The sequence below is a fragment of the Schlesneria sp. genome (assembly GCF_036405755.1).
In the GTDB taxonomy this organism is placed as follows: domain Bacteria; phylum Planctomycetota; class Planctomycetia; order Planctomycetales; family Planctomycetaceae; genus Schlesneria; species Schlesneria sphaerica.
Genome location: NZ_DASWWZ010000023.1, coordinates 1 through 14,316 on the forward strand (window position 1 = coordinate 1; position 14,316 = coordinate 14,316).

The following is a 14,316-nucleotide window of genomic DNA, read 5'->3' on the forward strand; positions in this document are numbered from 1 at the left end:
GAATCCGGAATCGTCAGCTCGGCCTCTGGTCCCGCTCCGGCATGAATGGGGGCGACATTCGTCAGGGAGGTCGCAGAGTGGAAGCTCACGATCCGCAGAATTGCGCCCTTCTTGAGCGAGGGAAGGCTCAAGAAGGGCGGAAAAGTGAGCTGGCAGTCGTCGCAATGGTTGCGACGTGTCGGAACATTACTCGAGGATAATGTCCTTGACGGTCTTGCCACCGGGGATCATTGGCAGGACGTGCTCCTGGTAGGGACAGATGACGTCCAGCACATAAGGGCCATCGTAATCCAGCATGGCCTTGAGTGCCGCCGGGAATTCCTTCTTGCTGCGAACCTGAGCGGCACCCAGTCCGAATCCCTTCGCGATCTGGACGAAGTTCGGGTAGGTCTCTTCGTAATGTCCCCCCTCGCCTGCTCCGACCGCTTCCGGATGATCAACGGGTCCCAGATAGGTGTGAGCACGATTTCCTTCGAGGAAACGGTCTTCCCACTGCATCACCATCCCCAGGTGCTGGTTGTTCAGCAACAGCGTCTTGACGGGCAGGTTTTCGCATTTCAGCGTCGCCAGTTCCTGCACGTTCATCAGCATGCAGCCATCGCCGTCGATGTCGACCACCAGGGAATCCGGATGCGCGGCCTGAACACCCATGGCGGCTGGCAAACCGAAGCCCATGGTTCCCAAGCCTGAACTGCTCAGCCAGCGTCGAGGGCGATCAAACTTGTAGAACTGTGCCGCCCACATCTGGTGCTGACCCACGCCCACGGTGATGTACGTGTCGCGATCCTTGGTCTGCCGCCACAATTCTTCGATGGCGTACTGAGGGATGATGTAGTCACCGCTGTCCTTAACGCGAAGCGGGTACTGCTTCTTCCAGCCATTGACCTTATCCCACCACTCATCGATCTTGGGGACGTCATCGTCCGCGATCATCGCGTTCAGTCCCTGCAGCACTTCTTTGATGTTGGCGACCACGCCGATGTCGGCGACTTTGTTCTTGTGCAGTTCTGACGGATCGATATCGACGTGCACCACTTTGCCGTGCTGAGCGAACTCGCTGAGCTTCCCGGTCACGCGGTCATCAAAGCGAACACCAAACGCCAGCAGCAGGTCTGCTTCGTTGATGGCGTAGTTGGAGTACACCGTGCCGTGCATCCCAAGCATATGCAGGGATTGGGGGTCGTCGCCGGGGAAACAGCCGATCCCCATCACGGTCGTGGCAACAGGGATTCCGGTCTTGCGAGCAAACTTCGTGAATTCTTCCGAAGCGTTGGCCTGGATGATCCCGCCCCCGGCATAGAAGATCGGCTTCTTGGATTCCCGGATCATTTTCAGGATCGCGCGAATCTGGTTGGGATGCGCCCGTCGAACTTCCGGATGGTAGCCGGGCAAGTTCATTTCGGGATCATAGTCCACGTCCCAGGTTACCTTGTTGAGCTGAACGTCCTTGGGGACGTCAATCAACACAGGGCCAGGTCGTCCCGTGCGGGCAATGTGGAACGCTTCCTTGATGACGCGGGGGATGTCTTCTGTTCTGGTCAGCAGATAGTGATGCTTGGTGATGGCCCGACAGATTTCGACCATCGGGGTTTCCTGAAAAGCGTCACTCCCGATCAGGTTGGTTGGAACCTGAGCCGAGATGGCCACCATGGGAATGCTGTCCATCTTGGCGTCGGCGATTGCCGTTACCAGATTCGTCGCCCCGGGACCACTGGTCCCCATGCAGACGCCCACGCGATCCGTAGTTCGCGACACGCCTTGTGCGGCGAACGCACCACCTTGTTCATGGCGTGGCAGGATGGTTCGAATCTCGGCGCTGCGATGCGTCAGCGACTGATGCAGAGGCATGCTGCAGCCGCCCGGATAGGCGAAAATGACGTCGGTTCCCTGTCGAATGAGGCACTCGACGAAGACATCGGCCCCGGTCAGCGTTTGCGTGGCGTTTGACAATGGCTGGCTGGCGGAGATAGTCGACACGATCAGTGTTCCTCAAACAAGCAGTTGGACATGGGAAACGTCGTTCCCTGAAGCAATAAAACAGGCCCGGCCGCGACCGCAACCTGACAATCAGTCTATACATGCAAATGGCGAGTTTCGAGTGCTCTTTTAGTGGCAGGGCGTTTTTGTCGGGAGAAAATGCTGTAACTCGTGTTTAATAAGTGACTAAGGGTGATTACGGGAGGCCGTTCAGCGGCTTCCCGCGAGACGGTCGAGTTTGCCCGAACGGAAGTCTTTGTCGCGGTAATGGCGGAGCGGAGTTTCGGAATCCCGTACAGCCGCGATCACGAAGTTGTCCTGACGACCTGAGGCCTGATTCCGCCCCCTCAATGGACGGTTTCAGGGATCTCCGACAGCAGAAAAGACAATCGTCGTACGAATCTTGTTATGATGAGCGTTTTGGACCAACAAGGTTCGTCTGAGTCAGGTCCTGTCGCTGGCGGCGCACATTCGGATGAGGGTGCGGTACGAAAGAGCAGGTGAAGTATGGTCTGGGTTTGGACGCTGGCATTCCTGCTGTTGTGTCTCGTGGGCTTTGCATTCGCCGCGATCCCCCTGGCGGCACAGTGGCAGCGGCGCGACGCACGTCAGGCGGTTCAGTTGTTCCATCAGCGTCGCGAATTGCTTGAAGCCAAGTTCTTTGACCTGGCTCAGTCGGTGGGAAAGCCCCGCGGTTTACGTTGGGTCGACTGCGAATGGTCCGACGATGTGACGTTCGGTCGAGATAAAACAACTCGCCTGTTGACGGCATTCGTGGGCGTCAACATCCGGTTTGAAGCGATTGAAGGAGGTGATATGGAAGACGTTGCGGCTGTTTCGACAGTGCGTGATGCGACTGCCCTGTTTCACTTCCATCAGGGGGCCTGGGGGACCGGAGGAAAGGCGCTCTTCAATATGAATCCCAAAGACGCGCTGGAAAAGCTGGTCGCTCAGTTCGAGCCCGTCTCAGCCATTTGAGGCCGCTGGTGAGAGGGCAAAAAATAAGCCCTCACGGAAATCGGGTGACCGTGAGGGCTCTCTTTTGATGGGGTGGATGGATGTTGTCCATCCCATTTCATCAGTTGTTTTCAGCAGCAGCAACTTCTTCTGGGCTGATATTGATTCGGCGACCTTCCTGATCGAAGAAGATTCGTCCGCTGACGAGGGCGAACAGAGTGTAGTCGCGACCCATGCCGACCCCCTTGCCGGGGTGCCATTTGGTGCCGTTCTGACGGATCAGAATGTTGCCGGGAATCACGACCTGACCACCGAACTTCTTAACACCAAGTCGTTTTGCCTTGGAGTCACGACCGTTACGACTGGACCCTTGTCCCTTCTTATGTGCCATGCTGAATATCCTTCGATTCGACGAGCCTGTTTATTCCGCCATAGTCTACGAGTCATGCCGAAAGAGGCCGTCGCAGATTGTCTTGATATTTTGCGCTTTCTCGGCGCGGACCCGAATTGTGGTCGAAACAGGTTGAATTCGCAAGGTTATCTCGCAAATTCACTCTGACGAGGGGGAAGACTCCTCTGATGAGTGAGATTCTTCCGCTTCCGCGGGGACCGAAACCTGGTAATGAGATGTCGAGGGAATCATGTTCCCTTCGCTGACGATGGGACCATGCGTCCAGGGAAGAGGCTGTGCTTCAGGTAGCCCGCGATGAGCTTCCCGATCTGCCGCATCTTCGTAAGCCTTGTCAGGCCAAGGCCCTTCATTCAGCGAGATGTCATTGTAATCCAGCAACGTCCCTTTTTCCAGTTGCACGTTCTTGATCGCCAACTGGTACTCGACCAGCGACCGGTAGAACGCCGTGTCGGCATCTGACTGGCGACGCTGAGCATCCAGGAGCGTATCCAGGGTCGCGTTTTCTGCCTCGAACGCGGCTTTGACAGCAGCGAGCTGTTCTGCTGCCGCATTCCGGCGATTGAAGTTCGTTTCGACAACGGTATAGGCCCGTTCAACTTCGGAGATCGAGTTGCTGAGGTCGTAGACGATATATCGTTCCTGCTCGAACAGCAGTTGTCGTTCTCGTGCGAGTTGCAGTTCGGCATGCCGTACTGCGGCATACGCACGGCGGAAGCCGATCGGAAAGGTCAACTCGACCCCGGTCTGCCATTCCTGGAAATCGCCCGTCACGAGGTCGCCGACGGCGTTGTTGAACTGGCCTGATCCGCCATTGGGGAACAGATCGTTACCAAAACCGCGCCAGCGATAGCGGCCGGACAAATTCAGTTGCGGCAGCAGGAAGTTTTTGTTCGCTTCCAGTTCCGCTTCTCGCTTTTTGATCTGCCACTTCTGACGGCGGAGTTCTGCACGTCGCGTCAGCGCCTCCATCAGGCTGCAATCCCAGTTGTATTCGATCCGGGCCCGCAGCGGTTCATCGCAGGGACGGATCAGACTTCCGTCGCTGATGGGCAGACCAATCAGCAGGCGCAAGCGGCGTTCGGCGACAAAGACACCACCCGTTCCGCGGAAAGTTCCCCCGGAACTTCCGTTCACGTTTCGAGTTCCGTCCATCAGTTTTCCACTGAGGGCGTTCTGGGCATCTTCCTGGAAGCGGTAGTATTGTTCGCGTGCCTGCGCCTCTTTCTGTGCCTCGCCCCCTTTACGCGGACCGAGGGCCTCGATGGTTCGCCACGTCTCCAGGGCGGCATTTCGAGCGGCCACCTTGGCATCGAGATCACGATAGGCGAAGTACAAGTCCCAATAGGCGTTCTCGACATCGCTGATGAAGTTGCGAACGCCAATTTCGAAATCCGCCAATGCGACGTCGGTATTGATACGGGCAATCACGACCCCGTAGACGAAGCCGGGCACGGCGTTGGGACCTGCAATTCGGTTAAAGCGGGTTCCCGCACCCTGCAGCAGCGGGTGTTTGACTTCCATGTCCATCCAGGTTGTGAATGCACTGGGGAATGCGTTACCGGGGGCGTTGTTGGCGTCGTACTGAGTGTAGTTCTTGACGGCGAACTGAGTACCCGTCGCTGAAGTCTTTGACAGTTGAGTCTGCCAGACGGAAAAATCCTGCCGCAGCAGGCGCGTTCCCCCGCCGAAGAAGACGTTATTCAGTGCCCGGTTGTTGTGTTCGACCGAGGCGTTGGTGGTGAACTGAGCATCGAACGCACTGAGGGCCGCTTCGATACCATAACGTCCATCGGTTTCGACCAGCGAGGGGTCGTTCACCGATCGGGCCGTGTCCGGGGCTCGCAGAACAGTGGCCCCCAGGTCTTTCATTACCTTGGAGTTGGCGAGTGCATGCTGCATTGCCTCTTCGAGCGACATTTCCACATAACTCTGTGTCTCCAGGCTGGTCAGCGAAATCGGCTGAGGAGTGGAGTAGAGCGGATCATTCGTGTCCGTCCCCTCTGGGACTTCAATGTGATGTGCAAGATGAGCGTAGTGGACAGTGTCGACACCGGACGATGCCGCTGGTGTTTTGGCGTGGCGCATGCAGCCGCCGACGATCAGGCTGACACAGGTCAACCCTAAGCACGCTCTCCACGTCAAGCCCGGCCGCATTCTCGTCCTCCTTGACGAGCGAGTCTGATTTCAGACCCGGTCAAACACTTCCTGCTGCTGTTCCGCATCATCTCATCGGCACCCGTCTCGACAAAGAGGGCGTAAAATCGATTCAAACCGGCGGGTTTGAGGCGGTAGTTTCGTCACGAACGCGAATGTTTCTCTGTTTTGCCTATTGTGAATTGGTTCTCACGTGCACACCGCGTGGGACATCGATTCGCTCGGGCCGGCCGAAAGCGGGAATTGAATCAGCGCTGTGGCCTGATTCCTCTCTTATTCTCAAGCGGGAAGGGAATTCCCCAACCGGACGGTCTTGCGCAGCGTATTCCTTTCCCGTCCGCACTCTGGACTGGCTGCCATGCCGAGACTACGCTGCAGGAACCGCTTTGCAGCGGCCAATTGGACATCGGAGAATTTCTGAAACATGAACGACACCACGATCGTGACTCCCCCCGGCAAAGCGGGACAGCCGCAGACCATTCTCGTGCAGACCCAGGCACCGAGCATCTGGAGGGGCTGGCTGATCAAGTTTCTGCTGGCGGCTCTGGTGATGTCGCTGCTGTTCAATTTCGGCCTGTACTCGGCCTACCGCCAGTACTTCTCTCAAGTCGATCCTCCCCGCGAACGGTTCCATTCGGGAAGCGAGACTGCCAGAGAGAAAGTGGCTGTCCTCAAGGCGGAAGGGACGATCATGCCTCCCTTCACCGAACGCCTGATCCAGCAGATCGAACATGTCACGAAAGATGACAACGTCAAGGCCGTCCTGCTGGTCATTGATAGCCCGGGGGGGTTGGTGGCTGACAGTCATCAAATTTACCATCGCCTGCAAAAACTGCGGGAAGTGAAGCCCGTTTATGTTCAAATGAAGCGGATGGCGGCTTCGGGCGGTTATTACATCGCGATGGGGGCCGGCCCTGAAGCGAAGATCTTTGCAGAGCCGACAACCTGGACCGGCTCGATCGGCGTCATCCTTCCCCGTTATGACTTCAGTAAGCTGGCGGACAAGTTCGGTGTCACGTCTGATTCCCTGAAAACGGGTCCCTTCAAGGATGCTTTGAACCCTTTCAAGCCGCTGGAGGAACCGGAACGAAAGCTCTGGGCGGATATCATTGATCAGTCCTACCAGAAGTTCATCTCGGTCATTGATGAGAACCGCGAACCGCTGGACCGTCAGGCGGTCGAAACCATTGCCACGGGGCAGATCTTCACTGCCGATGACGCCCTGAAGAACAGGATGATCGACGAGATCGGGTACGAGGAAGATGCACTGGAAGCGCTGCGGGCCAGGATTAATCTAAAGAACCCGCGCATCGTCAGCTACGAAACTCCTTCTTCCGTGGTCGATCTGTTGCTGGGGGGGAAAGCTCAGCAGTCGTCCGACCCGTGGAAGTCCTTCGTCGAATCGACGGTTCCACGCGCGATGTACTATTGCTCGTGGCTGCCTCCCCTGCCCTGAGCCGATGCGACTGGATCCTGTGATGTGACTGGGTTCAGGTAAGGAAACGCGTCATCCCCAGGGCGAGGCATCGGTCCCCCGCGCCGTCAGCGAAGTTCAAAATCGACGATCAGCGGCAAGTGGTCGGACGCGTCCCGGGCGAGTTTCCGATGGGCAATATGTGCCGACAACCGCGCAAACGTCCCGCGCCAGAATACCTTGTCCAGTGCTCCCATCGGCAGGTAAGCCGGAAACGAACGGAAGCGAGACGGGGGCGACGTGAGCTGTTCAAACCGGTGAATCTGGAAGGGGCCTTTTGCCAAGGTATTCCGCCAGTCATTGGTATCCCCAATGATCAGTTGCGGCAGGTTTCCCCCCTCGCGGAACAGGTGATGTTCCAGCAGACGGCGACTCTGCCAGTGCCGTTCACGCTCGGCCAGCCCCAGATGCCAGTTCACCAGATGCAGTAACCCTTGAGGAGTCTCGATCAGGGCCATCTGCGCGCCGCGCGGCTTCTTCGTCTGCAGCGTCAGTTGAACTTGATGATGGCTCTGAAAGGGCCAGCGGGACAGCAGCAGATTACCGTAACCACCCGTCTTCGTATGCACGTTCAACTGATAGAGTGAATGCGGAAGTTCCAGTTTCTCGGCGAACAGGGCGGGCTGGTTGTCAAACCGGCTTCGGCCGACGTTCCGATCCACTTCCTGCAGACAGACAATGTCGGGGGCTTCTGCCGCGACAACATCCATAATCCGCTGAATCCGATAGCGGCGATCGCGTCCGCCGATCCCTTTGTGAATGTTATAGCTCAAGACTCGCACGCACTTTGCTCCGCTTGATTGTCGATGTCTGCCCCAATGTACGCGATAGACCACTGGAATCTCAATTTCAACTTGTCATCAGCGACGATCTCCTCCCTCTCCCCAGCGCGGTTACCCTCTGGCATGCGACGCGAGCATCCCTGCTCTGCTCTTCCCTGTGAGACAAAAAGTCGGCAGTATCTGGATCGCCTGCACGGTGTCGAGGTGCTCGATCAGGTCTTTCTTCAGGAGTTGAGCCGCGTCCGTTCGATAAGCCGACAAGAGGCATTCTAATGTCGCAAATCTTTGAACTGCCTGACAAACCGGCCGAATCTCTGGAACGCCCGCGTGGTCCGGCGATCGTGATTGCTGTCACCGCCTCGCTCGGCATTCTGGCCGACCGTGCTTTTCCTTTGCCGCTCGACCTCTGGCTGGGGCTGACGTCCGCGTGTGCACTCTGCTGGCTCGGTCTGTATCGGGGGAAGCGGGGATGGCCTGCCGTGCTGATGCTTGTGCTGAGCTGGTTCTGTGTGGCCGCTGCCTGGCATCACTACCGGTGGAACTGCCGGGCCGAGAATGACATTGCCAATTCCGCCACGAACGAACCCGCCGTGGCGTGTGTCGTGGGAAAGATCATTCAGGCCCCGTGGATTGTGCATCAACCCGCCTCCAATCTGACGAGTTGGCAGAACCCGGACCAGACGTGCTTTCTGCTGGAGTGTCGTTCGCTGGCCCTTAACGCCACCGATTCGCTGACGGTATCGGGAACCCTGCGCGTCTCCGTGCAGGGAGCGATCACGACACTCGAACTGGGAGATCTCCTCAGAATGACGGGCAAACTCGCACTGCCCCTCGAACCGTCCAATCCCGGCGACTTTGACCAGCGAAAATTTCTGCAGTCCCAAGGGGTGTTCAGCGTCTTCCGGACCGATCATGCGGATGGAGTCGAAGTCGTTGGTCGTGAGCGAACCGTGTGGGACTGGCTGCTGGTGTTCCGTGGTGGACTGCGAACGCGTGCCGAGACACTCATTGCCACATGGCTGACACCCGAAACGGCCCCCGTCGCCCAGGCAATGCTGCTAGGCAGTCGAGTTCAGATTGATGAAGAGACTCGTCGAGCCTTCCGGGAAAGCGGGATGCTGCACGTGCTGGCGATCTCGGGGATGAATGTCGGGCTGCTCTGGAGCTGGCTCTGGTCCCTCAGTCGCTGGCTGGGACGCTCGGCAGCAACCTCGACATGGATTGTGCTCATCGCGCTTCCGGTCTACGCGATGGTGACCGATGCCAACCCGCCGATCGTACGAGCCACCGTGGTTGCGGTGATCGTCGCCTTCGGCAAGCTGTTGGGGCGAAGCGGTTCCGTGGGCAACTCCCTGGCGCTGGCCGGGCTTTCGGTGCTCGCCTGGAATCCGACCGATCTGTTCAATACCGGTGCGCAGCTTTCCTTCCTGGCGGTGTTTGCCATTCTGCACGCCATGCAGTGGCTCTCGCTGGTTCGACAGCAGACCGAAGTCCTCAGTGAAGAGGCTCCGCTTCCAGATTCGTACCTCACTGCGCTCGGAGGCAAGTTCCTGCGAGCGGCGATCGACGCGACGGTCGTGGGATTCGCTGTCTGGGGGCTGACATCACCCCTGATCGCGCGAGAATTCCATCTGGTCTCTCCCGTCGGTTCCCTGTTGACGGTGCTCCTGGTCCTGCCCATGACGATCATGTTCTGGGTCGGCTACTCGTTCCTGTTGTTAGGAGTCGTCTGGTCGAGTCTCTTCGGTTGGCTGGGGGTGATCTTTGATCAGTTCCTGCGTGGTTTCCTCTGGTCTGTTCACACGGGGGCTCGGATTGATGCCGGACACGTCTACGTCCCTTCCCCGCCGCTCTGGTGGCTGACGGGATTTTACGCGCTGACACTGCTCCCGCTGGTTGTCATGAAGCGGTCACGCTGGGGACCGGCACTCTCCGTGCGAGCCGGCTTGAGCTGGATTGTGATCGGCCTGACGTGGGAACTGGTCCGCCCTCCCGAACGGGGTGTCACCTGCACCTTTATTTCCGTGGGACATGGATTGAGCGTCCTGATCGAATGTCCGAATGGACGAACGGCACTCTACGACGCGGGAAGCATGGTCGGTGGAGCGTCCGTCGCACGCACGATCTCACAGGCACTCTGGACCACCGGACGCTCGCGGCTGGACGCCGTTATCGTCTCACACGCCGATGGAGATCACTGCAATGCGCTGCCGGAACTGAGTCGCATCGTGTCACCCGGAGGACTCTTCGTTCACCGCAGTTTTCTCGACTGGAGTCAACCACCGGTCGCGGACGCGATCGAACAGTCTTCTCGTTCCGGTGCGTCTGTACGACTATTGTCAGAAGGACAGTCCCTCGTTCTGGACCCCACGGTCTCTCTAAACGTCATCCACCCCCCTCGCGATTTTCGTTCGTCGCAGGACAATCCCAATAGTCTCATCTTGAGCGTCGAATACGCGGGTCGGCGAATTCTGTTAACGGGCGACCTCGAACTGGACGGGCTGGAACGGCTGTTGAGGTCGCCCCCGCTCCATGCGGACGTCATGCTGTCCCCCCATCATGGCAGCCTGAAAGCGAACCCCACGGATCTGGCGCGCTGGGCCACACCGGACTATCTGGTGATCAGTACCCCTGAGAGCGGGGCGGCTGACCGACTGACACAGCGCTATGGTCCCGAAACCCAGATCCTGACAACAGCCCGTCACGGTTCCATCCGCTTCCGCATCACTCCCGAAGGAGAGCTGGAAGTGGAAACGTTCAAACAGACCAGACGGCATCGATGAAGTACCGGCGCTCAGCGTCAGTCGGCCGAAAAGCATCTCTGCGCCGAGAGCTCACGTCGAAGGTGTCCCCGCGTCGGTCGAAAGCCTTCTCGCGTGGCGGACGGGTCGGTCAGAACAATCCGGCGATCGGGGCTCCCTCGAAGATATGCGTCGGGCGTTCCTGATCGTCATACCAGGCTGCCGTATCGGGAAGTCCCAAGGCCGAGTAGATCGTGGCGGCCAGGTTTTCCGGCTTCTGGGCATCGCTGACGGGATAGGCTCCGATCTTATCTGATGCTCCGACGATGCGCCCCCCCTGCGTTCCCCCTCCCGCAAAGAAGACTGACTGAACCGGGCCCCAGTGGTCGCGCCCCGGCAACTTGTAGTGCGCCGGCAGGTGCGTCACTTTCGGCGTTCGACCGAACTCGCCTGCCATCACGATCAACGTTTCGTCCAGCAGCCCACGATCCTGCAGATCATCCAGCAGGGCAGACAGCGACTTGTCCGTCGGTGGGAACAGGTTGTCTTTCAGGTGCGGGAAGGCCTCGCCGTGCGTGTCCCAGGTCTCGTTGTTCCCCAGGTTGACCTGGACGAGATTCACACCCGCTTCGACCAGATTGCGGGCCATGATCAGCGACCAGCCGAATGAGTTCCGGCCGTAGCGGTCGAGCGTTTCGGGGCTCTCTTTGGTGACGTCCAGAATCCTTTTGACCTTGGGGTCGGTCAAAAGCGATATGGCCCCTTGCCGCGATCGGTCGAAGGATTCCGAACCGGCGATGCGGTCAAGTTCCTTTCGCTGATTCTCGATCGACTCCAGCAAACTCATCCGCCGGCCGAAGCGATCGAACGAAAGCTCGGCAGGAAGGATCAGATCTGGAATCTGGAACTTGCGATCCTTCGAGAAGACACCTTTACGTTCCTGGTGGTCAAAGGCCAGATCAGGATAGGCTCCGTAGCAGTAAGGGTCGAAAGGCGCTGCTTCGATGAACCAGGGGTCGCGATGACTTCCCATCAGCCCGCCGAACTGACCCGGAAGGACGCGGCGGGAATAATGTACCAGCCGTTCCGGAAGCACGGCTGCGGGAGGAAGATTGTTACGGGGACGTGTGACCGAACGAGCGACTGCGGCAATCGAAGGCCAGTCTGTGCGTTTGGGGCCGTTCGGATCGAACCCGGGTGGCAGAATCGATTTGCCGGTCAGCATCATCAGGTGCCCGGCAGTATGATCGTTCGTCGAATGGGTAAGCGAACGACAGACCGACCACAGGTGGCTCCGTTGCGCCAGCAGCGGCAAGTGCTCGCAGATCTCCAGGCCCGGCGTCTGCGTGGCAATGGGTCGGAAGTCGCCCCGAATGTTATCCGGTGCCTCTGGCTTCATATCGAAGCTGTCGTGCTGTCCCAGTCCACCGGACAGAAAGATGTAAATCACCGACTTGGCCGTCTTTGGCGCGCGGTAAGTCGTGATGTCCGCAGCCTTCAGCGCTTCAACGTGGTTCATCCCCAGTCCGAGTAGGCCGATTCCCCCAGCTTGCAGAGCGGCACGGCGACTGATCGAGGGATGAGAGAATGAGGGGTTCTGTGCAGGCATGTACTTCTCTCCACGCGGCGACTCACCGATCAACATTGATTGAATTGTCATATCGGATTAATCAGTCTGTCGCAATCAGAAACGTTTCCGCTTCAGCCACTTTCAGCCCACCAGATCCGCCGCAAACCGGGACGTTTCTGCCGTTTGTAGGAGCTGGTTCGTTTTTGGGAAATTCCGGGAATTTCTGCTCGAATGCAGGCCCCGATGCCCGGGGGTTTCTCTCTTCCCCCCTCGGGGGAAGGCGACGAGTAGAGAGTCCCGCTTTCGGATGAGCGAAGTTCAGTCATCCGCGTCGAGAAATCCCGCTGCCGAACCGTCGAGCCGGTCTGAACGTGGCTGGCCCTCGGCGGTCGCTCGTTCCCTTCCATTTTCACTTGATGAGGCACGCTGGCTTACAAGGTTGGCGTCAATGACCGAAGCCGCGCGTCGGAAGTCACTCCGACTCTTGCGATCAAATGCTTGTGGCCGGTTCCAGACGAATCGAATGATCGGCTGCGGCGATCAGTTCAGGGCTGTTGTCCGCCAGCACCACGGTGTGTCCGTTGGCGATCAGTTCGCGGAAGCAGGCGATTAACCGGACCACATCTCTGGGGTGCAATCCCGTCGTCGGTTCGTCACAGACGATCAGCGACGGTCCCTTGTTGGGCATGGCCAGTCGCGCAGCAAGCTTGAGCCGTTGTGCTTCGCCCCCCGATAATGTTTCCGAGGGCTGTCCCAGCACGAGGTAGTCCAGGCCAATCTGTTTCAGCAACTGGAACCGATACTGGACCCGTGGTTGACTGCGGAAGAACGCCGCGGCATCCGAGACACTCATCGCCAGCACGTCCGCAATCGAACGTCCGCGATACTTGACCTCCAGGATCTCTCGCCGGTACCTCGTTCCCTGACATTCCGGGCAGGGCAATGTCACATCGGGCAGAAAGTTCATGTCCTGTTTCAGCAGGCCGCTCCCCAGGCAACTGCGGCAGCGTCCTCCCTGAGCCGAATTAAAGCTGAAGCTCTGCGCGGTAAAGCCTTTCTGTTTTGCGTCCGCGGTCATGGCGAACGTCTGACGAATCTCATCAAAAACCTCCAGCCAGGTCGCCGGGTTGCTGCGCGATGATTTGGTTAAAGGGGATTGGTCGATCAAGACGGCATCGACCAGCTCGTCCCCCCCCTTCAGCTCGTACGAGTGATCGAGAGCTCCCGCCCCGGCAAGCCCCAGTCGACGACCGACGGCCGGAAACAAGAGCTGCGTGGTCAGTGAGGTCTTGCCACTTCCACCCGGTCCGGATACGACCGTGAGCCGCCGCAGCGGAAACTTGGCTTCCTTCAGTCTCAGATAAGGATGCTGGATCTTGGAGAGCCGTAGCGATCCTGCCTTTGCGGAGGTTAGTTGGTGACCCGTGGAGTTCGGCTCCGTTGTGACGGCAGTTGCAGGGCGCTCCTGAGGCGGACCCTGATAGACGATCGTCCCTCCACCCGGACCGGCTGCCGGGCCCAGCTCGATGACATGGTCTGCCGCCTGCACGATCAAGGGAGAATGCTCGACGACGACGACGCTGTTCCGCAGCTCCTGCAGCCGACGAAGTGCGGCAATCATCCGCGGGATTTCTTCTTCAGCCAGTCCAGCGGAGAGCTCATCAATCACCAGCAGAGTTCCGGTCACACCGGATCCGATTGTCGCCGCCAGCATCAATCGCCGCGTCTCGCCACCCGATAAAGTGCTCGCGTCACGGTTGAGCGTGACATATCCCATGCCCAACTGAATGACATCCCCCAGGCGACGAGTGATTTCTCGCCGGACCAGCAGCGTCGCTTGAGCCTCGACGGGACTGAGAGTCTCTCCCAGTCCTTCGATGACATTGATGAGTTCCGACGAAGAGAGCTGACACATCTCGGCAATCGAACGTCCCGCGACCTGCACTGCACGCGCTTCGTCTCGATATCGCGTTCCCTGGCACGCGGGACAGGGGGCCGGCGTCGGACCGTCCCCCGTCGTTCGTCCTGTACCTCGGCAGACAATGCAGGCCCCGGCAGAGAGATGACTGAATAAACGAGGCTCGGTCGGTAGATAGAGTTTCCCGCAGGCGGTACACGTCAGACTTCGATGAAAGTGCCGCACGGACCAGTTCCGGCCATCGACGATCTGAATTTCGCCCTCTTTGGATTGCGTGTCTCTTTCCGGGAGAGACGTCTCAGACGAAGATGGATCAAGTGCAGATGGATCA

9 protein-coding genes and 1 pseudogene are annotated in these 14,316 nt (G+C 58.6%); 4 read left to right on the forward strand and 6 right to left on the reverse strand.

What is annotated here, in order from left to right; genetic code table 11:
* Window positions 1-200: hypothetical protein (locus VGE80_RS00780; protein ID WP_440591326.1), on the forward strand; the 200-nt coding region annotated here is incomplete at its 5' end.
* Here VGE80_RS00780 and ilvB read toward each other — a convergent pair.
* Window positions 187-1,977 (reverse strand): biosynthetic-type acetolactate synthase large subunit, encoded by a 1,791-nt coding sequence (gene ilvB, locus VGE80_RS00785; RefSeq protein WP_373649741.1) that lies wholly within the window; start codon window positions 1,975-1,977, stop codon window positions 187-189. The genes VGE80_RS00780 and ilvB overlap by 14 nt on opposite strands.
* Before the next feature lie 507 nt (window positions 1,978-2,484).
* Between ilvB and VGE80_RS00790 the strand changes: the two genes are divergently transcribed.
* Window positions 2,485-2,955, forward strand: a complete 471-nt coding sequence (locus tag VGE80_RS00790; protein ID WP_440591327.1) for a hypothetical protein — start codon at window positions 2,485-2,487, stop codon at window positions 2,953-2,955.
* A 100-nt stretch (window positions 2,956-3,055) separates the two neighbouring features.
* Here the strand turns inward: VGE80_RS00790 and rpmA are convergent, their stop codons facing one another.
* Both rpmA and VGE80_RS00800 read right to left on the reverse strand, forming a co-directional pair.
* The gene (gene rpmA, locus VGE80_RS00795) at window positions 3,056-3,325 is read right to left on the reverse strand and encodes a 50S ribosomal protein L27 (RefSeq protein ID WP_373649743.1); all 270 of its coding nucleotides are present in this window, start codon (window positions 3,323-3,325) and stop codon (window positions 3,056-3,058) included.
* Window positions 3,326-3,484: 159 nt separating this feature from the next.
* Window positions 3,485-5,500, reverse strand: a complete 2,016-nt coding sequence (locus tag VGE80_RS00800; RefSeq protein ID WP_440591328.1) for a TolC family protein — start codon at window positions 5,498-5,500, stop codon at window positions 3,485-3,487.
* 424 nt (window positions 5,501-5,924) lie between these two features.
* On the opposite strand from VGE80_RS00800, the gene sppA reads away from it, so the two are divergent.
* The gene (sppA, locus tag VGE80_RS00805; RefSeq protein WP_373649745.1) at window positions 5,925-6,956 is read left to right on the forward strand and encodes a signal peptide peptidase SppA; all 1,032 of its coding nucleotides are present in this window, start codon (window positions 5,925-5,927) and stop codon (window positions 6,954-6,956) included.
* 86 nt (window positions 6,957-7,042) lie between these two features.
* Here the strand turns inward: sppA and VGE80_RS00810 are convergent, their stop codons facing one another.
* Window positions 7,043-7,756, reverse strand: coding sequence for an endonuclease/exonuclease/phosphatase family protein (locus VGE80_RS00810; RefSeq protein ID WP_373649746.1), 714 nt, complete (start codon window positions 7,754-7,756; stop codon window positions 7,043-7,045).
* 272 nt (window positions 7,757-8,028) lie between these two features.
* On the opposite strand from VGE80_RS00810, the gene VGE80_RS00815 reads away from it, so the two are divergent.
* Complete coding sequence (locus VGE80_RS00815; protein WP_440591329.1) at window positions 8,029-10,539, forward strand: ComEC/Rec2 family competence protein; 2,511 nt, start codon at window positions 8,029-8,031, stop codon at window positions 10,537-10,539.
* Window positions 10,540-10,648: 109 nt separating this feature from the next.
* Here the strand turns inward: VGE80_RS00815 and VGE80_RS00820 are convergent, their stop codons facing one another.
* Both VGE80_RS00820 and VGE80_RS00825 read right to left on the reverse strand, forming a co-directional pair.
* Window positions 10,649-12,157 carry a DUF1501 domain-containing protein gene (locus VGE80_RS00820; protein ID WP_440591330.1) on the reverse strand — a complete coding sequence of 503 codons (1,509 nt, stop codon included), beginning with the start codon at window positions 12,155-12,157 and terminating at the stop codon, window positions 10,649-10,651.
* A gap of 400 nt (window positions 12,158-12,557) precedes the next feature.
* A pseudogene (locus tag VGE80_RS00825) lies at window positions 12,558-14,316 on the reverse strand (hypothetical protein); the annotation flags it as partial.

Excerpts from the sequence above, each read along its gene's own strand:
- VGE80_RS00790 (WP_440591327.1), top strand. The coding sequence starts at position 2,485 with ATGGTCTGGGTTTGGACGCTGGCATTCCTGCTGTTGTGTCTCGTGGGC.
- rpmA (WP_373649743.1), bottom strand. The coding sequence starts at position 3,325 with ATGGCACATAAGAAGGGACAAGGGTCCAGTCGTAACGGTCGTGACTCC.
- VGE80_RS00800 (WP_440591328.1), bottom strand. The coding sequence starts at position 5,500 with ATGCGGCCGGGCTTGACGTGGAGAGCGTGCTTAGGGTTGACCTGTGTC.
- sppA (WP_373649745.1), top strand. The coding sequence starts at position 5,925 with ATGAACGACACCACGATCGTGACTCCCCCCGGCAAAGCGGGACAGCCG.
- VGE80_RS00815 (WP_440591329.1), top strand. The coding sequence starts at position 8,029 with ATGTCGCAAATCTTTGAACTGCCTGACAAACCGGCCGAATCTCTGGAA.
- VGE80_RS00820 (WP_440591330.1), bottom strand. The coding sequence starts at position 12,157 with ATGACAATTCAATCAATGTTGATCGGTGAGTCGCCGCGTGGAGAGAAG.